Origin of the sequence: Hymenobacter metallicola (assembly GCF_004745645.1) — a bacterium.
GTDB classification, from domain to species: domain Bacteria; phylum Bacteroidota; class Bacteroidia; order Cytophagales; family Hymenobacteraceae; genus Hymenobacter; species Hymenobacter metallicola.
Genome location: NZ_SRMB01000003.1, coordinates 380,633 through 404,975, shown reverse-complemented (window position 1 = coordinate 404,975; position 24,343 = coordinate 380,633). Strand labels below are relative to the sequence as shown.

Annotated in this window: 17 protein-coding genes; 7 read left to right on the top strand and 10 right to left on the bottom strand. The window is 58.5% G+C overall.

Translation table 11 applies throughout. From position 1 onward, the window contains the following. The first annotated feature begins 268 nt into the window (after nucleotides 1-268). Entirely contained in the window at nucleotides 269-1,654 is a 1,386-nt protein-coding gene (locus E5K02_RS16945) for an FAD-dependent oxidoreductase (protein WP_135396396.1), read from the top strand. A 77-nt stretch (nucleotides 1,655-1,731) separates the two neighbouring features. On the opposite strand, the gene E5K02_RS16940 is transcribed toward E5K02_RS16945, so the two are convergent. Continuing rightward, nucleotides 1,732-2,187, bottom strand: coding sequence for a hypothetical protein (locus E5K02_RS16940; RefSeq protein ID WP_135396395.1), 456 nt, complete (start codon nucleotides 2,185-2,187; stop codon nucleotides 1,732-1,734). Nucleotides 2,188-2,503: 316 nt separating this feature from the next. Here E5K02_RS16940 and E5K02_RS16935 point away from each other — a divergent pair, with 316 nt between their 5' ends. From E5K02_RS16935 to E5K02_RS16925, 3 genes are all read left to right on the top strand, one after another. Beyond that, entirely contained in the window at nucleotides 2,504-5,152 is a 2,649-nt protein-coding gene (locus E5K02_RS16935) for a T9SS type A sorting domain-containing protein (protein ID WP_135396394.1), read from the top strand. 298 nt (nucleotides 5,153-5,450) lie between these two features. Beyond that, nucleotides 5,451-8,345 (top strand): T9SS type A sorting domain-containing protein, encoded by a 2,895-nt coding sequence (locus tag E5K02_RS16930; RefSeq protein WP_135396393.1) that lies wholly within the window; start codon nucleotides 5,451-5,453, stop codon nucleotides 8,343-8,345. A 350-nt stretch (nucleotides 8,346-8,695) separates the two neighbouring features. Next, entirely contained in the window at nucleotides 8,696-11,566 is a 2,871-nt protein-coding gene (locus tag E5K02_RS16925; RefSeq protein ID WP_135396392.1) for a T9SS type A sorting domain-containing protein, read from the top strand. Between the two features lie 81 nt (nucleotides 11,567-11,647). Here E5K02_RS16925 and rpoN read toward each other — a convergent pair whose 3' ends face one another. Then, the gene (gene rpoN, locus E5K02_RS16920; RefSeq protein WP_135396391.1) at nucleotides 11,648-13,231 is read right to left on the bottom strand and encodes an RNA polymerase factor sigma-54; all 1,584 of its coding nucleotides are present in this window, start codon (nucleotides 13,229-13,231) and stop codon (nucleotides 11,648-11,650) included. 243 nt (nucleotides 13,232-13,474) lie between these two features. Between rpoN and asnS the strand changes: the two genes are divergently transcribed. After that, entirely contained in the window at nucleotides 13,475-14,878 is a 1,404-nt protein-coding gene (gene asnS / locus E5K02_RS16915; protein WP_135396390.1) for an asparagine--tRNA ligase, read from the top strand. 28 nt (nucleotides 14,879-14,906) lie between these two features. Here the strand turns inward: asnS and E5K02_RS16910 are convergent, their stop codons facing one another. The 4 genes from E5K02_RS16910 to E5K02_RS16895 form a co-directional block, all read right to left on the bottom strand. Further along, the gene (locus E5K02_RS16910) at nucleotides 14,907-15,446 is read right to left on the bottom strand and encodes a hypothetical protein (RefSeq protein WP_135396389.1); all 540 of its coding nucleotides are present in this window, start codon (nucleotides 15,444-15,446) and stop codon (nucleotides 14,907-14,909) included. A 56-nt stretch (nucleotides 15,447-15,502) separates the two neighbouring features. Further along, nucleotides 15,503-15,754, bottom strand: coding sequence for a hypothetical protein (locus E5K02_RS16905; protein ID WP_135396388.1), 252 nt, complete (start codon nucleotides 15,752-15,754; stop codon nucleotides 15,503-15,505). Nucleotides 15,755-15,812: 58 nt separating this feature from the next. Next, nucleotides 15,813-16,862: a hypothetical protein gene (locus tag E5K02_RS16900; protein WP_135396387.1), complete on the bottom strand. Its 1,050-nt coding sequence runs from the start codon at nucleotides 16,860-16,862 to the stop codon at nucleotides 15,813-15,815. A gap of 116 nt (nucleotides 16,863-16,978) precedes the next feature. Then, nucleotides 16,979-17,440 carry a hypothetical protein gene (locus tag E5K02_RS16895; RefSeq protein WP_135396386.1) on the bottom strand — a complete coding sequence of 154 codons (462 nt, stop codon included), beginning with the start codon at nucleotides 17,438-17,440 and terminating at the stop codon, nucleotides 16,979-16,981. Nucleotides 17,441-17,723: 283 nt separating this feature from the next. Between E5K02_RS16895 and uvrA the strand changes: the two genes are divergently transcribed. Further along, nucleotides 17,724-20,648, top strand: coding sequence for an excinuclease ABC subunit UvrA (gene uvrA / locus E5K02_RS16890; RefSeq protein WP_135396385.1), 2,925 nt, complete (start codon nucleotides 17,724-17,726; stop codon nucleotides 20,646-20,648). Between the two features lie 75 nt (nucleotides 20,649-20,723). On the opposite strand, the gene E5K02_RS16885 is transcribed toward uvrA, so the two are convergent. The 4 genes from E5K02_RS16885 to E5K02_RS16870 form a co-directional block, all read right to left on the bottom strand. Next, entirely contained in the window at nucleotides 20,724-21,401 is a 678-nt protein-coding gene (locus tag E5K02_RS16885) for a TMEM175 family protein (RefSeq protein ID WP_135396384.1), read from the bottom strand. A 148-nt stretch (nucleotides 21,402-21,549) separates the two neighbouring features. After that, nucleotides 21,550-22,245: a DUF4142 domain-containing protein gene (locus E5K02_RS16880; RefSeq protein ID WP_135396383.1), complete on the bottom strand. Its 696-nt coding sequence runs from the start codon at nucleotides 22,243-22,245 to the stop codon at nucleotides 21,550-21,552. 139 nt (nucleotides 22,246-22,384) lie between these two features. After that, nucleotides 22,385-22,579, bottom strand: a complete 195-nt coding sequence (locus E5K02_RS16875) for a hypothetical protein (RefSeq protein ID WP_135396382.1) — start codon at nucleotides 22,577-22,579, stop codon at nucleotides 22,385-22,387. Between the two features lie 83 nt (nucleotides 22,580-22,662). Beyond that, complete coding sequence (locus tag E5K02_RS16870) at nucleotides 22,663-23,247, bottom strand: DUF4142 domain-containing protein (RefSeq protein WP_135396381.1); 585 nt, start codon at nucleotides 23,245-23,247, stop codon at nucleotides 22,663-22,665. A gap of 187 nt (nucleotides 23,248-23,434) precedes the next feature. Between E5K02_RS16870 and E5K02_RS16865 the strand changes: the two genes are divergently transcribed. After that, nucleotides 23,435-24,298, top strand: coding sequence for a hypothetical protein (locus E5K02_RS16865; RefSeq protein ID WP_135396380.1), 864 nt, complete (start codon nucleotides 23,435-23,437; stop codon nucleotides 24,296-24,298). Nucleotides 24,299-24,343 lie beyond the last annotated feature (45 nt).

Here is a 24,343-nt window from a genome sequence, read left to right as displayed (position 1 = left end):
ACAAGCCCACTACCAAGAAATACTTTAGCAGCCTGTTACCAGTACTTAAGAAGAGCAAGAAGCAACTCATCCGCACTGCTCTGCTCCCTACTTGTCCGTTGCTAAACAGCGCAAGGTACTGCCGTCGGGAGCTCGACTTTTCGTATTTCCGTCCAACCTCAGGTCCTTACCCGTTGAAGCTGGATAATTACCGGCCCAATCAACTAATCGGAAAGGCTTACTTTCGTTCTTATTAGTCTCCTCGTCTGCTCCAGTTCTCCACCCCTGTATGCCCGTCCAACCTCTTTCTTCCTCCAATAGCACTTCTCCTGAAGCACTTACCGTTATGGGCGCCGGCTTGGTCGGTTCGCTTCTTTCCCTATTTCTGGCCCGCCGGGGGCATACGGTCGACGTGTACGAACGCCGGGCCGACATGCGGCAGAGTGGCTCCGTGGAAGGCCGCTCCATCAACCTGGCCTTGTCGGACCGGGGCTGGCGGGCTTTGGAGGAAGTGGGCATCGGCGAGCAAATTCGTCAGGTGGCTATTCCGATGTACCGGCGGGTAATGCACGATGTTCACGGCAACTTGAGCTACCAGCCCTACGGCCAGGATAATCAGGCTATTTACTCCGTGTCGCGGGCTGGTCTGAACCGGACCTTGCTCAGTCTGGCCGAGGCAAATCCCCAAATTCGCTTGCACTTCAACCAGCAGTGCGTGGGCCTCGATGTGCGGAACCGGCAACTGGACCTGCGTGATGCAACGACGGGGGAGGAGCAGCACCTCACCTTCCGCCGCCTGTTCGGGACCGACGGGGCCTTTTCGGCCGTTCGTAGCGCCTTGCAGAAAACGGAACGGTACAACTACTCCCAAAGCTACCTGGAATACGGCTACAAGGAACTGAACATTGAGCCTGGTCCCGGAGGGGAGTGGCTGCTGGAGAAGAATGCGCTGCACATCTGGCCACGGGGGCAGTACATGATGATAGCCCTGCCCAACCTCGACGGCTCGTTCAACTGTACCCTGTTTTTCCCCTACGAAGGGCCGCACTCCTTCGCCACTCTGCAGACGCCGGCGCAGGTAGAGCAGTTTTTCCAGGCCGTGTTTCCCGATGTGGTGCCACTGATGCCGGAGCTGGCCGACGAGTTTTTCCGCAACCCCACCGGCTCTCTGGTCACCATCCGGTGCTTTCCCTGGGCTTTCGACGACGACGTGCTCTTGCTGGGCGATGCTTCCCACGCCATTGTGCCGTTCTACGGGCAGGGAATGAACGCCGGCTTTGAAGACTGCCGGGTGCTCGATCAGCTGATGGAACAGTTGGGCACCGACTGGCACGCTATATTCAGCCAGTTTCAGCAGCAGCGCAAGCCTGATACCGACGCCATTGCCGACCTGGCCGTTTATAACTTCCAGGAAATGCGCGACCGGGTCGGGGACCCGCGGTTTTTGCTGCAAAAGAAGATTGAAAGTAAGATTGCCGCTCAGTACCCGGGCAAGTGGACGCCGCTTTACTCCCAGGTGACTTTCTCCCACACTCCGTATGCGCAGGCCTGGCAGAGCGGACAGCAGCAGGAAAGCATCATGCAGCGCCTGATGGCGCACATTCATACCGAAGCTGATTACGACCGGCCCGAAGTACAGGCACTAGTGCACCAGGAAATGGCTCAGCGCAGGTAGTAGTAGCCGTTGGCTCCCAACTCCAGGCTCTACACCGTTGGAAGAAAGATACCGGCCGGCCGGGCGAGGTCAGCGTGTCAATGAGCGAGCCACAGCCCGAGGCTCAGCCCAAATACCAGCCCAATGCCTAAGCTCAGCCCTGCCCAGACCTCAGCTGGTGTGTGCGCATCCAGGGCTAGGCGCGCACTCAGGACACTGCCGGCTAGCAGCACCAGTACCAGTAAACCCCAGACGGTATACGTACTAGGGCCCGTCAGATGAAACAGCAGCACGAGCCCTAGGGCCCCGCCCATACCTACCCCGTGCGCACTGATTTTCCAACGCAGGGAGATAAGAAAGGTCAGGAATACGGCTAGCGTCATCCCAACCATAATCTGGCTGAGCAACACATCGAATATGCGGGGCTGGTAGAGTACCGTAGTAGCTACCCCAAAACTGAAAGCCCCCAGCAGCAGGGGTAAAGGCCGCTGCGCCCGTTCCCGGAGCAGTAGAGAATTGACGTGGCCAAACCAGTAGAGGGCACCTGTACCCAAAGACGGCAGCAGAAATGTAAAAGCAAAAACTATAGCTAATACAACCCATCGGTCGGCCGGATCAGGCTGTATTATCGTGCCCGGCAACTGATAACATATCATATAAAATAGATACGAAGGAATCAGTAACGGGTGAAATATACCAGATAATATATTGGCTATCAGCTTGTTCAAGTATTAATAAAAAATTAATGAGCTGTTCATAGAACGTCAAAACTACCAAAAGCATTATATTTATTTCCAGTAAAGGCTTAGATTAGCCATGTTTTTCACTGCTCAAATCACCTTCCTTTTGTTCTATTTTACTCTCTAACTTGTGAAATCATCACCTTCACGCACCCGACAATGGTGGGCCTTGCTATTGCTGGGCATTATCACCGCTTTTGGCAGTACCTTATTCTTTTGGCAGCGCGGTAGTATTACGGCCGCGTCTCAAAGCCTCGAGCAGCGCCTCGAAGGTGAAGAGGAAGAGGAAGAAGAAAACGAAGACCGGCCCGATTTGGCGTTGGAGCAGGACGTAGCCCGCACCATGGACCTAGCCCTAGGAACTGTGCCCCGGGAGCGGCTGCTGGTAGCCCAGGAGTATGCCGAGCAACTAGTAGCCCAGCGCGCCAATCAGCGTGTGCCCCCGGGTAGCCTGGCCGAAACCCGCTGGGTAGAGCGCGGCCCCAACAACGTTGGTGGTCGTATCCGGGCCCTGGTCGTTGACCCCGGCGATGCTACCGGCAACACGGTATGGGCCGGCACCGCTGGTGGCGGCCTGTGGAAAACCACCAACGGTGCGGCCACTACCCCGACCTGGCAGAGTGTCGACAATTTCTTTTCTAACCTGGCCGTTACGGCTATTGCCTTCAACCCTGCCAACCCCAACATCATGTACTTCGGTACGGGGGAAGGCTACTACAACGCCGACGCCGTGCGGGGCTTGGGTATCTGGAAGTCGGTTGACCATGGCGCAACCTGGACGCAGCTGAGCAGCACTGCCCGCAGCAGCATCTTCCAGTATGTACTGAAGCTAGTAGTACATCCCGTAACGGGTGATGTGTACGCCGCCACGCGCGGGGGCCTGATGCGGAGCACCAACGGTGGTACGTCCTGGGAAAAAGTGCTGGGTGCTGGTACGGCTGGTGCCGCTACCGACCGCGCTGCTGATATCGAAATCGGCGCCGACAACACCATTTACGTGGGCATGGGTGTACAAAGCACCGATGCTCTCTACCGCTCGACGACGGGTAACCTCGGCAGCTGGACCAACCTCAATACCCTGGCCGGCTCGGGCTTGCCCGTGGCTGATTATGAGCGTATCGAGTTGGCCTGCGCCCCGAGCGATGCCAAGCGCGTGTACGCTATGTTCCAGGGCACCAACGACGCACTGCTGAACATCTACCGCTCTAATGATGGTGGTACCACCTGGACAGCTCTCAACAAACCTCGCTGGGAGAATTCGGATGACTTCACCCGTGGCCAGGCCTGGTACGACCTTTCCATTGGCGTGTCGCCTAGCAATGCCAACCAGATCTACATCGGGGGCGTGGATTTGTTCCGCACCCTGGACGCCAGTGCTTCGCCCGTAGTATGGCAGCAGACTTCGTACTGGAGCACGAGCCGCAACAGCTCGCAGTACGTGCACGCCGACCAGCATGCTGTAGCCTTCGGTTCCGCGGATGGCAACATGGCTTACTTTGGTTGTGACGGTGGCGTTTCGCTGACCATGAATGCGTTTGGTACGACCAATCCTGCCTTCCGTCTGCGCAACAATGGCCTGAACGTAACCCAGTTCTACGCCGTAGCCATTCACCCCACCCTGCCTAATTACTTTTTGGCCGGTGCCCAGGATAACGGTAGCCAGAAATTCACGGCTGCTGGCGTAAACACGACTACCGAAGCTTCGGGTGGTGATGGTGCCTTCTGCTTTATCGATGAAAACGAGCCCCAGTTCCAGTTCACATCCTATGTGTACAGCAACTACTACCGCTCGAGCAACAGCGGGGTTTCGTTCCCCCGCACCATCACCAACAACGACGGTGCTTTCATCAACCCGACCGATTACGACAGCAAGCGCAATACCATGTACGCGGCTTCGAAGACCGGGACGCTGTTTGTGTGGCCCAATGCTACTACCGCCAACGTAACCCAGACTATTACCCTGCCCTCCACGGCGGGTATGGTAACCCACGTTACGGTTTCCAAAATGGTAGATGACCGGGTATTTGTAGGTACCAACACCGGTCGGGTGCTGCGCATCGACAATGCACTGGCCGTCGCCCCTGCTACGCCGGTCATTACGGAGGTTCGGGCTGGTTCTGGTTCGGTTTCGTGCGTGGCCCTGGAAGAGGGCAACGAAAACCACATGCTGGTAACGTATTCCAACTATGGCCTCGTTAGTGTATGGGAGTCGCTGAACGGTGGCACTACCTGGCGCACGACGGAAGGCAACCTGCCTGACATGCCCGTACGCTGGGCTATGTTTGACCCAACCAACAACAAGCGCGCCCTGCTCGCCACCGAATTGGGGGTATGGGGCTGCGACGACCTCACGTCGACGGATGTTGCCTGGCAGCCCATCAACAATGGCCTCGCTAATGTGCGGGTAGATATGCTGCGTATGCGTTCATCGGACAAGCAGATTGTTGCCGCTACGCACGGCCGTGGCTTGTATACCACGGATGTGTTTGTGGCCCTGGCTAACAAAGGTGCTGTGGCCGTTAATAACAAATTCATTGGCAGCGTGTATCCTAACCCCTTCGTGCAGAACCTAAATGTAGAGCTGAGCCAGCCGGCTACCAGCGGCACTACCGTTAGCCTGACGGACATGCAGGGTCGGGTGGTGTACAAAACCGACGTGAAGAGCGCCGAGCGGTTGCTCAAGCTGAATACGCCCGGCAGCCTAAGCGCAGGCGTATACACGCTTACGGTGCGCGATGCTAAGCAGACGGCTACTCGCCAAGTGGTGGTGCAGAAGTAAACCTGCCCAATAGCTTATTCTCAAAAGGGAGCTTCAAGCGAAGCTCCCTTTTTTGTGCTCCATATAGCCGATGCCCTATTGCTAATGTGGATAAGAATAGAAACTATTTAGCATTCTGATACTAAAATTATTGGGCCTAATCAAGAAGGTTCGCAATAATATTCCTCTTTATATTTGAAAAATGTAATGTTTAAACCCTTCCTAAAAGCTTTTGAAAACACTTTTACGATCTGTAAGCAGCTTGCAATGGCTGTGTGCTGGCTTGTTAACCTTAGGAGTAGCGGCAGGTACTTACGAGTTGCAGCAATTTTCTGATTCGCAACGCCCCACGCCCCGCGGGCGTGGCTTGGAATCGGAGGAGGAAGAAGAGGAAGAGAGACGCCCGGACCGCCCTGATCTGGCGCAGGAGCAGGAAGCTGCCTTGACGCGCGACCCCCGCACCGGCACAGTGCCCCGGGAGCGGCTGATAGAAGCCAAAGCCCAGATAGACGAACTGCTGGAGTTGCGGGCCAGCCAACGCGCTATTGGCGGCAGCTTGAGTGCGGCCAACTGGACGGAAAAAGGTCCTAGCAATATTGCCGGGCGGGTACGCGCCATCATGCCCGACCCCAGCGACGCCACCGGCAATAAGGTGTGGGCCGGCTCGGTAGGAGGAGGTTTGTGGAAGTCTAACAACGCCGCGGGTGCTTCGCCGACCTGGAGCAAGGTCAGTGACACATTTGCCAACATGGCCATTTCCACCCTGGCCTACGACCCAACAAATACCGACATTATGTATTTCGGTACGGGGGAAGGCTTCGGCAACGCTGATGCTATTCGGGGCCTGGGTATCTGGAAGTCAACGGACCACGGCGTAACCTGGACGCAGCTGGCCAGCACCAATGCCATCAGCGCTTTTTACTACGTCAACCGAATTGTAGTTGATAAAAACGGCTGGGTGTACGCCGCTACCAATACGGGCGGCTTGCGGCGCAGCAAAGACCAGGGCGCTAGTTGGGAAGCCGTGGCATTCAGCACCAACAGCGCCTCGGATGTGGACGTGAACCCAACGGATGGTACGGTATACCTCACCGTGGGCAACAGTACGACCGGTGGGGGTATTTTCCGTTCCAGTACGGGTAATTCGGGCAGCTTCACTAATCTAAATACCCTAACCAACTCCGGGCTGCCGCCGAGTGGAACTACGTTGCGGGTAGAACTGGCTATAGCGCCCAGCAACCCAGCCCAGATGTACGCCCTATTCTGCAGCAGCGGAGCGGGCACGCCGGCCGTTACCCGCAACACGCTGTATGGTATCTACCGCAGTCTGGATGGGGGCAACACCTGGCAGGCCTTGCCCAAGCCCAACGATGCTGACCCGGGCATTCCCGATGCTGACTTCACCCGCACCCAGGCCTGGTATGATCTGGCCGTCAGCGTTTCGCCAACGGACCCGAACACGGTCTTCGTGGGTGCCGTCGATATTTTCAAAACCTCGAATGGGGCTACGACCAATGCCACCGACGTGGCCTGGCAACAGGTAACGCACTGGTACGGGGGCTTTGGGTTTCAAGAAATCCATGCCGACCAGCACGCAGTTGTCTTTGTTTCCGGTACGCACGCCTACTTTGGCAACGACGGCGGCGTGGCCCGCTCAACCAACGCCACGGCTACCATTCCCACGCTGACCCACATCAACACTGGCTTCAACATCACGCAGTTCTACAGCGTGGCGGTTCATCCTACCAATACCAGTTACTTTCTGGCCGGTGCCCAGGACAATGGCACGCAGCAGTTTGGCGTGCTGAGCGGAACCAATACCCAGGACGTAATTGGTGGGGACGGGGCCTTCTGCTTTATTGACGAGGACAATCCGCAGTACCAGTTTGGAACCTACGTCTACAGCAACATCTACCGTTCCAGCAACGGTGGGACGTCGTTTCCAACTACGCTGGTTGCCGACAACAACGGGTCCTTCATCAACCCGATGGAGTATGACAGCAAGGCCAATGCGCTGTACTACGCCTACACGACCGGCAATTTGCGCCGGACGTTGCAGGCTACCGGCACCCCCGTGTCGGCTAGCATCTCACTGGTTACCAGCAGTGTGCCTGCGCCAGGTGTCGTTACGCATGTAGCGGTGTCGCCCAACGTCGATAACCGGGTGTATGTGGGTACCAACGCGGGGAAGATTTTCCGTGTTGATAATGCCAATACGGCGACGCCTACCGTTACTCCCATCTATACCACGGGCCCCACGGGCGTTTCGATTTCCGGCATTGCCATAGAGCGCAGCGCGGCTACTCCCGACCCCGATCAGCATATTCTGGCTACTGTTTCCAACTACGGGGTTACGAGCGTATGGCAGACAACGAACGGTGGCACCAGCTGGGCTTCGGCCGAGGGCAATCTGCCCGATATGCCGGTGCGCTGGGTCGTGTTTGACCCCACCGGCGGCAAGCGGGCTATGCTAGCCACCGAACTAGGCGTCTGGACGACCGATGACCTAACGGCCGCGGCCGTTACCTGGCAGCCCTCCAACACGAACCTGGCCAACGTGCGGGTCGATATGCTGCGCATCCGTAAAAACGACCGAATCGTGGCTGCTGCTACCCACGGCCGGGGTGTTTTCACCTCCGACGTGTTTGTGGTAAACCCGCTACCAGTGCAGCTGACGAGCTTTACCGGGCAGTCGACGGACCGGGGAGTCGCCTTGCGTTGGCAAACGGCTTCGGAGCGTAATACCAGCCGCTTTGAAATAGAGCGCTCCGCGGGCGGTAAGCCCTTCCACGTGCTGGGCCGCAAGGCGGCGGCGGGCACCAGCACGACGGCTCGTAGCTACTCGTATGTGGATGAAACCGTGGCTGCTGGCACGTATGCCTACCGACTGCACCAGCTTGACCAGGACGGCTCAGCCACGTATTCGCCCATTGTTACGGTGCAGGTGAAAAGCTCCGGTGCTGCTTGGCTGAGCAACGTGTATCCGAACCCCGTGGTGCAGGATCTGACGGTTGAACTTGCCGAAGTAGTAAGCAGCGGCACTACGGTAAGCCTGAGTGATGTGCAAGGGCGGGTAGTGTACCAGAGTGCCGCTACCCCAAACACCCGCACTATTCGGCTTCGCATCCCGTCGAGCGTACGCGCCGGCACCTATACCCTTACCGTGCGTGCCGCCGGGCAGCACGCTACCAAACAAGTAGTAATACAACGGTAAAACGGTAATTGAATTCGACTTTCCCGAGAGCGGCGGCCTGTGTAGGTCGCCGCTTTTTATTGTATTAACAATAGGTTATATAGCTAATTCGACTTATAAAACTAGTTGCTAACTGTACAATTCAGGAGAATGATAGGTGCTTAATTTTTAATATTAATTGTTTAAAAATTGAATTTTATCAATGGCTGTAACAAGGTAGATTTGTTATCGACGAATCGTGTTCATTCCTTTTTGCATTGCAGTTGAAAACTTTTTACTCCCTCCTCCGCCGTTGGCAATGGGCGTTGTGCAGCTTGGCCCTGCTGGCCGCCGTTGGTGGGTACTACCTGCCTATCCATTCATCAGAGTTCATGACTGCCATTGAGGCGGAAGTAGAAGATGAGGAAGAAGACGAAGACCGGCGCGACCGGCCAGACCTGGCTTTTCTGCAGGATTTCAACCGTACCCGCGACCCCGCTACCGGCACCGTGCCGCGCGAACGACTGCTCGTAGCTCAGCAGCGGGCCGAAGAACTGCTGACCCTGCAGGCCTCGCAGCGGGCTTCGGTCGGCACCCTCTCCTCGGCTACCTGGACCGAGCGAGGCCCCTCCAACGTAGGGGGCCGGGTACGGGCCATTCTGATTGACCCCGCCGATGCTTCAGGCAATACGGTATGGGTCGGCTCGGTGGCCGGGGGCTTGTGGAAGAGTACCAACGCTACCAGCGCGACGCCCATCTGGATAAGTGTCGATGGGTTTATGGCAAACCTTGCTATTACCTCTCTGGCCTACGACCCAACCAATCCGGACATCATGTACATGGGTACCGGCGAAGGGTTTTACAATGCCGATGCCGTGCGTGGGCTAGGCATCTGGAAATCAACTGACCATGGGGCTACCTGGAACCAACTGGCCAGCACTGCCCCGCCCGCCAGCGCCGATTTCTATCGGGTGCAGCGCCTGGCCGTGCAGCAAGGTACTGGCTACGTATTCGTAGCCACGCGCACGGGCCTGTTTCGGAGCAAAGACAAAGGCGCTACTTGGCAGGCAGTATTGCAGCCGGCGGGTATTCGCATGGCCGACGTAAAGATTAGCGCCAACGGGACCATCTTCGTGGGCGCCGGTATTTTTCAGACGGGTGGGCTGTACCGCTCCACCGACAACGGGGACACCTGGACCAACCTCAATACCCTGGCCGGAACCGGGCTGCCGGCTCCGAGCGTAGGCTACCATCGTATTGAGCTGGCCTGTGCCCCCAGTGATGCCAACCGGGTATATGCCATCTTCACTTCCTCGACCGACATTCTGCTCAATATTTACATGTCCAAGGATGGCGGCAACACCTGGGCCACAATTCGGAAACCGGGCGGCGGCGACTTTACCAACGGGCAGGGGTGGTACTGCCTTGCCATTGGGGTATCCCCGACCAGCCCCAACACCTTGTACGTGGGCGGGCTCGACCTATGGCTGACAAACAATGCGGATGCCCCGCAGACGGCTGTTCCGACCAGCGGCGCGACCTGGACGCAGACCACCGTGTGGTCGACCTCGAAGACGGCCACCAACTACGTGCACGCCGACCACCACGCCGTTGCCTGGATTCCGCCCACCTCTGGTACGGCTACTAAGGCCTATTTTGCCAGCGACGGGGGTATAGCGTATTCGGCTAACGCCAACGCCACGACCCCCACCTACGGGCAGCGCAACAATGGCCTGAACATCACCCAGTTCTACGCCCTGGCCCTGCACCCCAGCGACGTGGACTACTTCCTGGCCGGGGCCCAGGACAACGGCACGCAGCGCTATACCAAGGCCGGCGGGCAGGTAACGACCGAAGCAACCGGCGGCGACGGGGCTTTCTGCTTTATCGACCAGAATGAGCCTCAGTTTCAATTCACGGCCTACGTGTATGCCCAGTACCGGCGGTCTACCAACGGTGGCAGCTCGTTTTCCACCCTGAACCTGAGTGCTGCCAACGGGCAGTTCATCAACCCGACCGACTACGACAGCCGTAGCAATACCCTGTACGGGGGCTGGACGGTCGACAACTTCTTCCGCCTGAGAAGTGCTACCACGGCCGCGGCCAGTGCCGTATCGGGGGCCTCGCTCGGGGCGGGGGCTGGCATGGTAACCCACCTGACGGTGTCGCCGAACAACCAGGACCGGGTATTCATCGGGACCGAGCCCGACTTTGCCGGGGGCACCTCGACTCAGGGGCATTTGTACCGCGTCGATAATGCGGCGGCTACCACGCCCACCGTTACGCTGCTCTATACCGCTCCGGCCGGCATGTCGATATCGAGCGTGGCCGTGGAAACCGGCAACGACGCCCACCTGCTGGTGACCTTGTCGAACTTCAGCGCTACCGAAGCCAAGGTCCTGGAAACTACCGATGGCCTGAATACCACCGACCCAGTCGTGTGGACCAAGCGCCAGGGCGACCTGCCCGACATGCCCGTGCGCTGGGCCGTATTTGACCCGACCAATAACAAGCGTGCCTTGCTGGCCACCGAGCTGGGTATCTGGAGCACCGACGACCTGACACCCGCTAACCCCGTCTGGAAACCATCCAGCACGGGCCTGGCCAACGTGCGGGTCGATATGCTGCGCATCCGGGCTTCCGACCAACAAGTAGTAGCGGCCACCCACGGCCGGGGGCTGTTTGTCTCCGACGTGCTGAAAGACCAGCCTATGCCCGTGGAGCTAACGAGCTTTACCGGGCAGGCTACCGAGCAAGGCGTGGCGTTGCGCTGGCAGACGGCCTCCGAGCAGAACGCTCTGCACTTCGATGTGGAGCGGGCGGCAAAAGGCCAGAGCTTCCAGCTGCTGACCAAAGTAGCCGCCGCTGGCAACTCGACTTCCCTGCGCAACTACACGCACACCGACGTCACGGTGGGCAGTGGCCTCTATTACTACCGCCTTCGGCAAGTAGACCAGGATGGCACCGTGGCCTATTCGCCAGTTGTCACCGTGACGATTAAACCCAGCATGGCCCCGCTCCTAACCAGCGTGTACCCCAACCCCTTTGTGGATCAGCTGACGCTGCAGTTGCGGGAGCCCATGAGCGGCAACATCGTAACCACGCTGACTGACCTGCAGGGCCGCACCGTGTATACTTACACGACGCAGAGTGTAAGCCGCCTGCTGCCGGTACCGGTGTCGACTAGCTTGGCTCCGGGCCACTACGTGCTGACGGTACGGGCCCAGGGCCAAAAGGCCGTGCGGCGGGTTATTCACCGCTAATACTAGAAGGCTTTGCCACTAAAAAGGGCCGTCGGATATGTTTCCGGCGGCCCTTTTCAGTGGTTGCTATCGGCTATGAGCCTACAACTCTTTGCGCAGGCGGGCCACTGGAATGTTGAGCTGCTCCCGGTACTTGGCCACGGTGCGGCGGGCAATGTTGTAGCCCCGGGCATTGAGCATCTTTTCCAGCTTATCGTCGCTCAGGGGGCGTTTTTTGCTTTCACCCTCAATGATTTCCTTCAGAATGTGCTTCACCTCGCGCGAGCTGGCATCCTCACCCGAGTCGGTGGCAATGCCTTCGGAGAAGAAGTACTTCAGCGGGTAAATACCAAACTCGGTCTGCACCGACTTGGAGTTGGCCACCCGGCTCACGGTGCTGATGTCCATGCCGATTTCGGTGGCTATGTCCTTCAGAATCATGGGCCGCAGCTTGCTTTCGTCGCCTTCCAGGAAGAAGTCGTGCTGGTAGCGCACGATGGCGTCCATGGTGCGCAGCAGGGTTTGCTGGCGCTGCTTGATGGCGTCAATAAACCAGCGGGCCGAGTCAAGCTTCTGCTTCACAAACGTGACGGCCTCCTTCATCTTCTTATCCTTCTTGGCCGCCTTGTCGTAGGTCTGGAACATCTCGGTGTAGGCCGGGGCCACCCGCAGGTCCGGGGCGTTGCGCGCGTTCAGCGTGAGGTTGAACACGCCGTTGTCGTTGGTCAGGATGAAGTCGGGAATGATGTACTGCACCTTGCCCATACCCACGGGGCCCGTGCCGCCGGGCTTGGGGTTGAGCTTGAGAATCAGGGCAATGGCCTCCTTGAGCTCATCATCTTCCAGATCCAGCTTTTGCTGAATCCGGGGGTAATGCTTCTTGGTAAACTCGTCGAAGGTCTCATTCAGAATCCGCTCGGCGTGCTCGGTCACTTCGTCCTGGGGGCGGCGCTCCAGCTGCAGCAGCAGGCATTCCTGCAGGTCGCGGGCGGCAATGCCGGCCGGGTCGAAGCTCTGCACTACGTGTAGCACACCTTCAATTTCGGCTTCGTCGGCTTCAATATTTTGGGAGAAAGCCAGGTCGTTGGCAATGGCCGACAAGTCGCGGCGAATGTAGCCGTCGTTGTCGATAGAGCCGATCAGCTGGCGGCCAATGGCTTCTTGCTTGTCGTCGAGGTCGGCAAAGCCTAGCTGGTCGAGCAAAGAGTCGAGCAGGGAGGCGCCGGTGTCGGCCAGGGGCATTTCCCGGTCGTCGTCGGGCTCGCCGGGCCCGTCGCCCTGCATCTTGTAGCCCGCTATTTCGTCGTCGTTGAGGTAGTCGCCCAGGTCCAGTTCCTCGTTGTCCTTGGCGCTTTCGATGGGCTCGTCGTCTTTGGCCGCTACTTCAATTTCGGGCTGCTCTTCGCTACCCGTGTCAAAGTCTTCGTCGAGGGTGTTGTCGTCGTTATCAAACTCGGAGTCGGGGTCATCATAGTCGTCGGCGTCGTCCGCATCGTCGTCGCGGTCCTGGTCTTCCAGCTCGTCGTCGGTGTTTTCGTCGCCTTCCTCCAGGGCCGGGTTTACTTCCAGCTCTTCCTTGATGCGCGCCTCCAGCTCTGCTGTCGGGATTTGCAGCAGTTTAATGAATTGTATCTGTTGGGGAGACAGCTTCTGCGAGAGAAGCTGCTTCATGTCAAGTCTTTGCATACTCGGGAAAGCGTGGCGCTCCACGTAAAAATCAAGGTGGAGCTCTTGTCAAAGATAGACCTTTCTGTACTTGAGTTCAGTCAAAAAAGTTGAGTACGGCGGCCCACATCATTTTGGCAAAACAACGCCGCCGGGCCCGATTCACAAAACAAACGAAGGGAATCAGCCAAACTGATTTCTACGGCCCGTAAAACTCCTACCTTTGCCGACTTAACAAGTATTAATTTCCGAAAGCTGAGTCCGATGTCTGTCAGAAGGTCGAGTGTGCAGGAGCTGCTCCACAGCCAGGAGCTGGAGCGCGAAGTAGTGGTAAAAGGCTGGGTGCGTACCCGCCGGGGCAATAAGTACGTGCAGTTCATTGCCGTCAACGACGGCTCGGGCTTCAATTCCATCCAGGTGGTAGCCGATGCCGAAAACTTCCCTGAGGAAAAGCTCAAGGCCGACGGCGTCGAGAACGGCGCGGCCGTGATGGTGCGCGGCAAGCTGGTGGCGTCGCAGGGCAAGGGCCAGAGCGTCGAAATTCAGGCCTCGGAAATTACCGTCTACGGCAAGGCCGACACCGAAACCTATCCGCTGCAGAAGAAAGGCCACTCGCTCGAATTCCTGCGCGAAATTGCCCACCTGCGCCCCCGCACCAACACGTTCGGGGCCATCCTGCGCATCCGGCACGCCATGGCCTTTGCCGTGCACCAGTTCTTCAACGACCGGGGCTTCTACTACGTGCACACGCCCATCATCACGGGCTCCGATGCCGAAGGCGCCGGTCAGATGTTCCGCGTCACGACCCTGCCCGACCAGAACCCGCCGCTGACCGAGGACAAGTCGGCCGTCGACTACAAGCAGGACTTTTTCGGCAAGCAAACCAACCTGACCGTGTCGGGCCAGCTGGAGGGCGAAATTGCCGCCATGGCCCTGGGCAAGGTCTATACTTTCGGCCCCACCTTCCGGGCCGAAAACTCTAACACGGCCCGCCACCTGGCCGAGTTCTGGATGATTGAGCCCGAAGTGGCCTTCAACGACCTGCAGGACAACATGGACCTGGCCGAGGACTTCCTCAAGTACCTGGTGCGCTACGCCCTCGACAACTGCCAGGACGACCTCAAGTTCCTCAACGAGCAGTACGACAAGGAGCTGCTGACGCGTCTGCAGTTCGTGGTCGACAACGACTTCCAGCGCCTGAACTACACTGAGGCCGTCGACATTCTAAAGACCGCCAAGCAGAAGTTCGAATACCCCGTAGACTGGGGCACCGACCTGCAGAGCGAGCATGAGCGGTACTTGGTGGAAAAGCACTTCAAGAAGCCCGTTATCCTGACCAATTACCCCAAGGATATCAAGGCCTTCTACATGAAGCTCAACGATGACGACAAAACCGTGCGGGCCATGGACGTGCTCTTCCCCGGCATCGGCGAAATCATCGGCGGCTCGGAGCGGGAGGAAAGCCTGGAAAAGCTCACCAAGCGCATGGCCGAAATGAACGTGCCCGAGCACGAGCTGTGGTGGTACCTGGAGCTGCGCAAGTACGGCACCGCCCCTCACTCGGGCTTCGGCCTGGGCTTCGAGCGCCTCATCCTGTTCGTGACCGGCATGGGCAACATCCGCGACGTAATTCCCTTTCCCCGCTTCCCCAAGAGCGCCGAGTTTTAGGAAATCCAAGCAAAGCAAGAACGCCCGCCTATTCCAGACGGGCGTTCTTGTTAGTAGACGGTTGAGCAGAATGTCTTAACAGGCAAGCCATTATCTGCCGATAGGTCGATGGTGTACCATCAAAAGTTATAGTGGCCGTAACATAATGAGACGTAGTTATATCAATTCTGCCCTTCCCAGAGTGAGATACATTTAGCATTTCCTCATTACCGACAACGACTGGGATATCCGCAAACAACTGCTGAGCGTAGCCATATAAGCTGTCGGCTACTTCTGCTGAAAGAGAGCCGGTCTGGGTGCAAATTTGGTTTGCCCAAGGGTCGTCCGGTCTGTTTTTTACCCACGTATAAGTCGCCGCTGTATCACCAGGTGCTTCCACTATTACGACAGGTAACATAGTATCCTGTTTGGAGACAGGGTTGTAAGCTCCATCTAATATCCGAAGCTGATACTTATAGCCCTTTGGCTTCTTGTGACCATTGCCAACCAATAAGCCTGTTACTAGCAGCGTATTGTAAGCGGCCAGCACCAAACCCGCTATTAACAGTGGGGAAAGCCATTTTTTCATGTGTACCCGGATTACCTGCAAAGAAGCCTGAGCAAGGTACCGAACAACGGCTCAACTCAGCAGTAATTCCGCAGCTCCTTGTCATCCACGGCTACCAGCGCATCGAGGCGCAGCTCGAAGCCGTCTTCCAGGCGCAGGTACTCTACTTTGTCTTGGATAAACAGATCGGTGATGATACCGGTGTAGGTACTCGGCGGCGTGTCGGGCTCGGTGCGGTAGAGCAGGGTGCACACCTGCCGGTTGGTGGCCCGGGCTTCCAGCTCGTCGTAGAAGCTGCAGCTGATGGGTTGATAGTCGTTGGTAGCCATGATTGGTCGGAGAGTAGGATAGATGGGCTAGTATGTACGCATTTCAACCCGTTCCGGACTATTCTGTTTCGGGCTGGGCAGCCGAGCTTACCAGCTGCCGCAGCGGGGCAAACAGCGGGTGGCGGTCCAAAATAAGAGCCACGGCGACGGCCACGGCGGGCCCGGCCAATAGTAGCATCCGGCTCATTTCGCCTGAGAGCAGCATGTGAGCCAGCACGGCCAGCAGCAGCAGCAGGGTAGGGCCGGGCCGCAGGGGCTGCAGCCACTGCCGAATAGTCGCCCGGCCGCCCCAGCAGCCGGCCAGCACCACCACGTTGAACAGGCCATACACCCCGGCACAAATCACCAGGCCGCGGGGCGAGAACAGCCAGCCCAGGTTGCTGACGAGGCTGCGGCTGTGGGCCAGGGCATTGCGCAGGCTGTCGGTGGACGAGGCCGGGGCTACCAGCGTATCGACGGCCCAATGCACGGCTGCTACGAGCAGCAGCCCGCCGGCCAGGGCCAGCAGCCGGGGCCACCACCGCACAAAGCCGCCGTAGAGCAGCACCAGCGGCAAAAACAGCAGAAAGGATTCTTTCAGTACCGGCCCCAGGACCAGGGCCGTGAGCAGGGCCGGTGCCGCGCGGGCGTGCAGGGCGTAGTACAGCAGCGCCACCACCAGCACCAGGGCACTATCTACCAGCAGCAGGCCCGTTACGTAGGTAGCGGCCCCACAGGTCAGCAGGGCGGCCATGCCCAGCAGCGCCGGCCCGGTGGCTGCCCCGGCCGCTACCGCGCTCCGAAAAGCCAGCAGGCCGGCCCCGGCCAGCAGCAGGGTGTTCACCAGAAAAAAGCTGAAGCCAAACGGGGGCTTGTCGGCGGGGGAAATCAGGTGGGCCAACCCCTGGGCGCCGTGGGCCAGGCTGCTGGCCAGCAAGGGCACCACCACCCGGTAGCGGTGGGTCAGGGGCACCTGGAAGTTGCCCTGGGCCATGTGCAGGTAGCTTTGCTCATCGAGGGTGTAGGCCGCCGGGTGGTTGACCAGCAGCAGATACGCATTGCCCCAGAGCAAGGCCAAAGCCAGCAGATACACGAGCAGGAGGGACTGACGGGAAAGAGCGGGCGGCATACGGCGGGCAGAAGGCAAGGAAAGTACGGCCGGCAATGTTACGGGAGTCCGGGCAGATTCAACGAAAAAGGCTCCTCCGCGGGGAAGAGCCTTTTTCAGCGTCAGCAGCAGGGCGCTTAATGCTTGCCCTTACCATTGCCGTGGCCTTTTCCGTTGCCGTGACCCTTACCATTGCCCTGGTAGCCGGCGCCGTTGATAATGACGGTCTGGTTGCCGCGCATTTTCTTGGCTTGGCCGGGCGGCATGCCGTGGGGGTGACCTTTGTACTTGGTGCGGTATTCTTCGATGCGCACCCAAGGCTGGGCACCCACGTAGTCGACTACCACGGGGTGAAAGGTGCGCGGGTCGCGGCCAGAGTTGGCCAGGCGGCTCCAGCGGCCCTCACGCAACAGCACATATTGCCGGTCGCGCACGTCGTAGTAGCCATCCACTTCGGGAATGTAGTAGTACTGGGTATTGGGCCCCACGGCCGGACCCCAGGAAGGGGGCGTAATATTGATGTTGACCTGGGCCTGGGCTGTAGTGGTGTGCAGGGAGAGGGCAAAAAGGCCCGCGGCGGCAATTTTGAGCAGTTTCATGGTTCGGTGGGGTGAGGTGAACGGAAAGGAAAGCAGAGCTCTGGCAAATACGGCGCCAACCCGCTACGGTTCGGCTTGCCGCCCGGCCCGTAGAGCCCAAGGATTAATTTATTTCGGGCGGCACAATCCGGGGGGCTGCGCTGTTGTACCTCCTCTGCTCGGTGCCCCGGCACCGGTGGCTTCCCGCGGTGCCAGGCGCTAAAACCACTGGCAAATAAGCTATTCGGGGTAGCCAAAGGGCCGCGTTTTGCGTACCTTTGCGGACTTATTCGACTTGCTTTGCATGGCTAAGAAAACGACTGCCTCCAGTACCGCTGCTAAAACTCCCGCTGTAGCAACCCCGCCGGCTGCCCAGCCCCAGCGCGCCGCCGACGTGGAAGCGCCTTTCATTGAGGTGTACGGAGCCCGGGAGCACAATCTGAAAAACGTGTCGGTCCAGATTCCGCGGGGCCAGCTCGTGGTGTTTACCGGTATTTCGGGCTCGGGCAAGTCCTCGTTGGCCTTCGACACGATTTATGCCGAAGGTCAACGCCGCTACATGGAAACGTTTTCGGCCTACGCCCGCTCCTTTATGGGCGGCCTGGAGCGCCCCGACGTGGACAAGATCGAAGGGTTATCGCCGGTTATCAGCATCGAGCAGAAAACCACCTCGCGCAACCCCCGCTCCACGGTCGGCACCATTACCGAGATTTACGACTTCCTGCGCCTGCTCTACGCCCGCACGGCCGAGGCCTTCAGCTACGCCACGGGCCAGAAGATGATCCGGCAGAGCGACGAGCAGATTATCAACTACATCCTCAAGCACTTCGCCGACAAGAAGCTAGTGGTGCTGGCCCCCGTCGTGAAAGGCCGCAAAGGCCACTACCGGGAGCTGTTCCAGCAGATTGCCAAGCTGGGCTTCACCAAGGTGCGCGTCGATGGCGAGCTGCTCGACATTACGCCCAAGATGCAGGTGGACCGCTACAAAATCCACGACATCGAAATCGTCATCGACCGGCTCAAGGCCACCAAGGAAGACCGGTTCCGCCTCTCGGGCTCGGTGCAGAACGCCCTGACCCACGGCAAGGGCACGATGCTAGTCCTGGATTCGGACTCGGGCAAGACGCAGTTTTTCTCGCGCTTCCTGATGGACCCCACCACCGGTATTGCCTACGACGACCCGGCGCCCAACACGTTTTCCTTTAACTCGCCCTACGGCGCCTGCCCCACCTGCAACGGCCTGGGCGAGGTGCAGGAGATTACCGAGGAGAGCGTGATGCCCGACAAGAAGCTCAGCATCAGCCGCGGCGGCATCGCGCCCCTGGGCGAGTACCGCGACATCTGGATTTTCCAGCAGCTGAGCACCATTCTCAAGCGCCATAAAGCCAGCCTCTCCACGGCCCTCGACAAGCTGCCCGCCGACCTGCTCGACAAGCTGCTCTACGGCGTGGAGGAAGAAGAAGGCGCCGACCCCAAAAAGGCTGGCTACGTGGAGCCCTTCGAAGGCATCATCCCGTTTCTGCGCCGCCAAATGGACTCTGACTCGGAAAACATCCGGGCCTGGATTCAGGAGTACACCCAGGCCAAGGAGTGCCCCGAGTGCCGCGGCTACCGCCTCAAGAAGGAGTCTCTGCACTTCAAGATTGCCGATAAGAACATCGGGGAGCTGTCGGTGATGGATATTGCCCAGCTGGCCCAGTGGTTTGAAGGCCTGGAAGACCGGATTTCGGACCGCCAGAACCTCATTGCCCGGGAGCTGCTCAAGGAAATCCGGAAGCGCATCGGCTTTTTGCTGGAAGTGGGCCTCGAATACCTGAACCTGCACCGCTCGGTCCGGACGTTGTCGGGTGGGGAGTCGCAGCGGATTCGGTTGGCCACCCAGATTGGCACCCAGCTTGTGGGCGTGCTCTACATCATGGACGAGCCCAGCATCGGCCTGCACCAGCGCGACAATGAGCGGCTCATCAAGGCCCTGCAGCACCTGCGCGACATCGGCAACTCGGTCATTGTGGTGGAGCACGACAAGGACATGATTATGAATGCCGACTACGTGCTCGATATTGGCCCCGGGGCCGGTATTCACGGCGGCAGCATCGTGGCCCACGGCTCGCCCACGGAGATTTTTCAGTCGGGCAGCCTGACTTCGCAGTATTTGAGCGGGCAGAAGCACATTGAGCTGCGCCGCCAGAAGCGCAAGGGCGACGGGGGCCAGCTGGTGCTCAAAGGTGCCACCGGCCACAACCTGAAAAGTGTCACGGCCAAGTTTCCGCTGGGCAAACTCGTGGCCGTTACCGGCGTGTCGGGCTCGGGCAAGTCCTCGTTGATTCACGACACGCTCTACCCGATTCTGAACCAGCACTTCTTCAACGCCAAGCGCGACCCGCTGCCCTACCAGAGCATCGAGGGCCTGGAGCTGATTGACAAGGTAATTGAAGTCGACCAGTCGCCGATTGGCCGTACGCCCCGTTCCAACCCGGCTACCTACACCGGCGTGTTCACCGAAATCCGCAGCCTGTTTGCCTCCTTGCCGGAAGCCAAAATCCGGGGCTACGGGCCGGGCCGCTTCTCGTTCAACGTGAAAGGCGGGCGTTGCGAAACCTGCGAAGGCGCCGGCATGCGCACCATCGAAATGAACTTCCTGCCCGACGTGCACGTGCCCTGCGAATCCTGCAAAGGCCGCCGCTACAACCGCGAAACTCTGGAAGTGCGCTTCAAGGGCAAGAGCATCACCGACGTGCTCGACATGACGGTGGAGAAGGCGGTGGAGTACTTCGAAAATCAGCCCCGGATTCTGCGCAAGATTCAGGTGCTGCACGAGGTAGGTCTGGGTTACCTCACCCTGGGCCAGCAAGCCACGACCTTGTCAGGCGGGGAGGCCCAACGCGTGAAGCTGGCGACGGAGCTGGGCAAAAAGGACACCGGCAAGACCTTCTACATCCTCGACGAGCCCACCACCGGTCTGCACTTCGAGGATATCAACCACCTCTCCGACGTGCTCCAGAAGCTGGTCGACAAGGGCAACACGGTCCTTATCATCGAGCACAACCTGGACCTGATTAAGGTTGCCGACCACATCATTGACCTCGGGCCCGAAGGCGGCGGGGGCGGGGGCACCATCGTGGCCCAGGGTACGCCCGAGCAGGTCGCCAAGGTCAAGAAAGGCCACACGGCCCGCTTCCTGGCCGAGGAGCTGAAAGTCAGCAAATACGCCGAGGAAAAGGCGAAGTAGATAGCAGATCAGCACGCAAAAGCCCCGGCTACCTTCTGGCAGCCGGGGCTTTTGCGTGGAATTCAGCGCCACTACCTAGACTGGGACCTGGGTTCCGTATTTACTCCGGTATGCCTCCTCCGCACGCTTATAGCGGCGGCCAACCCAGATGCTCAGCAGCGGAAAGGCCACCGCCGGAATGCCCCGCAGCACGGCACCTGGCAGAAAAAAGGCCAGGATAATACTAGTCCCGAATACGATAGGGGCCATAAGGGGGCGCGACAGGTCCAAATCGGCGTGCTCGTGCTCGGGGTGTTCTACCAGGTGCAGGGCCGGATTGCTCAAGTGGCGTTGCAGCAACATCTGCATGATACCGGTGAAGCTCACGTTGATGCTGTAAACAACCCAGGGGGTACGCAGCAAGCCGTACTCGCTCTGGTAGGCCGTCGTGAAGGGCATTAAAATGATGCTGAGCAGGAACAGTAGGTTCAGCCAGAGCAACTTGTTGTCGAGGCGCTGCACGAAGCGAAAAATGCGGTGGTGAGCCAGCCAGTAAATGGCGATAATGAAAAAGCTCAGGAAAAAGCCCACAAACCTCGGAATCAGGCGTAGCAGCACGTTCAGCACGTCTATTTCCCGGGGGTGATGCAACTCCGGAACCTTGATTTCGATAACCAAAAGGGTAATGGCAATGGCAAATACCGCGTCGGTGAACAATATCACCCGCTCAATCTGAAAAGCCTCCCGGTGCTGTGCTTTTTCGTTGCTCTCCATACAAAGGGACCGGAAAGTGGCCCGGCTGTTCAAATATAGAACCTAACCTATAAGCCAGCAACCTCCCGCCGCCGAAGAAAGATAAAATGCAAAAAGCCGCTCCGAACTATCCGGAGCGGCTTTTTCTTTTTTCCCGGAGGAATTACATCTACATGTCGCTGTGCTTTTTCGACATGTCCAGGTGGCCTTGTACCACCGGCGTTACCTTGCCGATGAAGCCCTGCAGATCCGCGTCCTTGGTCATCGTCTGGTGGGCTTTCAGCGTATTCAGCGTCTTCTGGTGGTCCAGTACCATCTGATCCATGAACTTCTTATCCAGTTCGGCGCCCGACAGCGTTTCCATCTGCTTGGCAATGGCTTTGTGCTCGGCGTCCATGTCGGTGGGCAGCGTCACGCCCTTTTTCTGGGCAATGGCCTTCAGATCCGCCGTCGACTTGGTGTGGTCTTTAATCATCATGTCGGCGTGCTGTTTGGTCATGCCCGTGGCGCCCTTGGCTAGCACCAGCTTGCTGAGTTGAATCTCATTCTGGTCGCTATGCGCCGCCGACATCATAAACTCCGGGTCAGTGGAGTGAGGGGCCGTGGCGCCGGAGGAATTGGCATTCATATCGGCCGGAGCCGTGCCCGTAGCGGCAGCACTACCCGCCGCGCTGGCATCGGCGGGCATCGAAGTGGAGGCCGTGTCGCCGTTGGTGGCATTGTTCATGTAGTTGTCGCCGGCGTTGCCGCCGGCTACTTCCGAGTTAGTATTAGTATCAGAGGAAGTGGTCTGGCCGTCGTTGCTGCTGCAAGCGCCTAATGTCATCAGGCTTGCGCAAAGCAAGCTCATGCTAATGCGTTTCATAGTTGGTGGTTTAGGTTGTGAGAAAGAATAGAGGAGACGAGCTGCTGAGTATCGGCTGCCCCTACCGGGTAAGGGTATAGTGAGGTCAGCCAGCAGACAGCTTATACAAGAGCTTGCCGGAAGGAATTAGTTAGTGGGCTTATTGTGCCGCGGTAGTATCGCCAGCGGCAGAGTCGGCGTCAGCCGTTACGGTTGGGCCGGCATCGTTGTCGATGACCGTGGCATCAGCTTGCACGCCCCCGTCGTCGGCCGCTTTGTCCATGTCGCTTACGGCCTCGCCGGCGGTACCGTCGGCGCGCTTTTCGGCGTCGCCGCAGCTAGAGAAAGAAAGCATAGCCCCGAGGGCAAGCAAAGAAAGAAGGCGGATTTTCATTGGTGTTAGGCTAGGTTGGTGTAAAAGAAATACGGAAACAGTGGTTAAGGCAGATTAGCAACTTGGTCTTCCGCCTGGCGGGCCATTTCCAGGTGCTGGTCGAGTATGGGGGCATACTTGGCGGCGAGGCCCCGGATGTCTCCGTCGTAGGCATCTTCGCTCATGTCTTCAAATTCGTCCACGTCCTGTTTGTGGGCATCGACCATGGCAGTTATATACTGCTTTTCGAATTGGGGGCCGGCTAGGCTGGCTAGCTGGCGGTAGGTTTCTTGCTGGTCCCGGCCCAGACCTTGCGGCAAGACCAACCCTTTCTGTTCGGCCAGGGTGCGCAGGGCCGCATTGGCTTCGCTATGATGGGTTATCATCTGCTGAGCGAAGTTCTTAATGGCGGGGTGAGTGGCTTTTTGCTGAGCCAGCTTGCTGAGTTCTACTTCCAGCATTCCGTTGCTGGCCGCTTTAACCATGAACTCGGCGTCGCGCTCCTGCTTTTCGGTTACGTTTTGGTCGCCGATGCGCTTTTCATTCTGGAATTGCGCTTCGGCAACCGGATCCTTTTGGCCCGAATCGGGCGAGCAGGCACCCAGCAGCAGTGATGCTGTCAACGACAGAATATGAAGGCAGTAGCGCATAAGTAAAGGAAGCGGATGAAGAGGCAGGCAAAGCGGTTATCTATACGGCTCGGCTGTCGGGTGGTTCAGAATGGAATAGTTCCCGGGTATGAAAAAATAATTGAAGACGAGGTTAAACTTCCTGGTAACTTCCTCTTCTAAGCGCTACAGTACCAACACAAATCTCACCTCTTCAACCCCCTTTGCCATGACTGCCGTTACCCTCCGCTCCCTCGGCCTGCTGACCTTCGCCAGTGGCCTGCTTTTCCTTGGCGCCTGCAATAAAGACCAGGAGCGGGCCGCCGCCCAGGAAAACCTCGAATCGGCCGAGGACAGCGGCAACGCCGAGGACGAAAACGCGGCTATCGGCGACCTAATCGAGGTAGCCACGCCCGACAACGAGAAGCTGTCGAATGGTGCTGTGCGCGAACCAGCGGATTTGCTCCGGGTGTTCGGGAATTGTGCCACGCGCACCTATAACGCCGAAACCCGGACCTTGACCATCGACTTTGGCGCCACCAACTGCGTGTGCCCCAACGGCAAAACCCGGCGGGGTAAAATCGTGGTGGTTTTTGGCGGACCATACCGGCAGAACGGGGTGGTACAGGCCGGGGCTACCGCCACCGTGTCGTTGGTAAACTATTTCGTAAACGACAAGCAGCACCTCGGCCAGCGCGTATTTACCAGCCTGGGTAGTGGCTCTTTCACCCTCGACGTGCAGAATGCCAGTATTATTACCCCCGAGGGCACGCACAGCTGGAATTCGCAGCGCACCTATACGCGTACGGCCGGCTTTGGCACTGCTACGGTGCAGGACGACAGGTACCAGGTAACCGGGCAGGCTAACGGTACCAACCGCAAAGGAGTAAGCTACACGGCTCAAATTCAGCAGCCCCTGGTCAAGAACTTCACGCTGGGCTGCGCCCGGCACTTTACGGCCGGCACCGTGTCTATCAGCAATTCCAAAGGCAAAACCCTGCTGCTGAACTACGACCCATCCGGTTCCGCCGCCTGCGACAATATTGCCAGCATTACGGTAGACGGCGTTACGCGCACCATCCGCCTGCGCTAACCTGCGAAAATCCGGCGGGGCTATGCACAAGCCCCCACAGCTTGC

Bases quoted from the DNA above. Each gene is read 5' to 3' on its own strand.
- E5K02_RS16945 (WP_135396396.1), top strand. From the start codon at position 269: ATGCCCGTCCAACCTCTTTCTTCCTCCAATAGCACTTCTCCTGAAGCA.
- E5K02_RS16925 (WP_135396392.1), top strand. From the start codon at position 8,696: ATGACTGCCATTGAGGCGGAAGTAGAAGATGAGGAAGAAGACGAAGAC.
- rpoN (WP_135396391.1), bottom strand. From the start codon at position 13,231: ATGCAAAGACTTGACATGAAGCAGCTTCTCTCGCAGAAGCTGTCTCCC.
- asnS (WP_135396390.1), top strand. From the start codon at position 13,475: ATGTCTGTCAGAAGGTCGAGTGTGCAGGAGCTGCTCCACAGCCAGGAG.
- E5K02_RS16910 (WP_135396389.1), bottom strand. From the start codon at position 15,446: ATGAAAAAATGGCTTTCCCCACTGTTAATAGCGGGTTTGGTGCTGGCC.
- E5K02_RS16905 (WP_135396388.1), bottom strand. From the start codon at position 15,754: ATGGCTACCAACGACTATCAACCCATCAGCTGCAGCTTCTACGACGAG.
- E5K02_RS16900 (WP_135396387.1), bottom strand. From the start codon at position 16,862: ATGCCGCCCGCTCTTTCCCGTCAGTCCCTCCTGCTCGTGTATCTGCTG.
- E5K02_RS16895 (WP_135396386.1), bottom strand. From the start codon at position 17,440: ATGAAACTGCTCAAAATTGCCGCCGCGGGCCTTTTTGCCCTCTCCCTG.
- uvrA (WP_135396385.1), top strand. From the start codon at position 17,724: ATGGCTAAGAAAACGACTGCCTCCAGTACCGCTGCTAAAACTCCCGCT.
- E5K02_RS16885 (WP_135396384.1), bottom strand. From the start codon at position 21,401: ATGGAGAGCAACGAAAAAGCACAGCACCGGGAGGCTTTTCAGATTGAG.
- E5K02_RS16880 (WP_135396383.1), bottom strand. From the start codon at position 22,245: ATGAAACGCATTAGCATGAGCTTGCTTTGCGCAAGCCTGATGACATTA.
- E5K02_RS16875 (WP_135396382.1), bottom strand. From the start codon at position 22,579: ATGCTTTCTTTCTCTAGCTGCGGCGACGCCGAAAAGCGCGCCGACGGT.
- E5K02_RS16870 (WP_135396381.1), bottom strand. From the start codon at position 23,247: ATGCGCTACTGCCTTCATATTCTGTCGTTGACAGCATCACTGCTGCTG.
- E5K02_RS16865 (WP_135396380.1), top strand. From the start codon at position 23,435: ATGACTGCCGTTACCCTCCGCTCCCTCGGCCTGCTGACCTTCGCCAGT.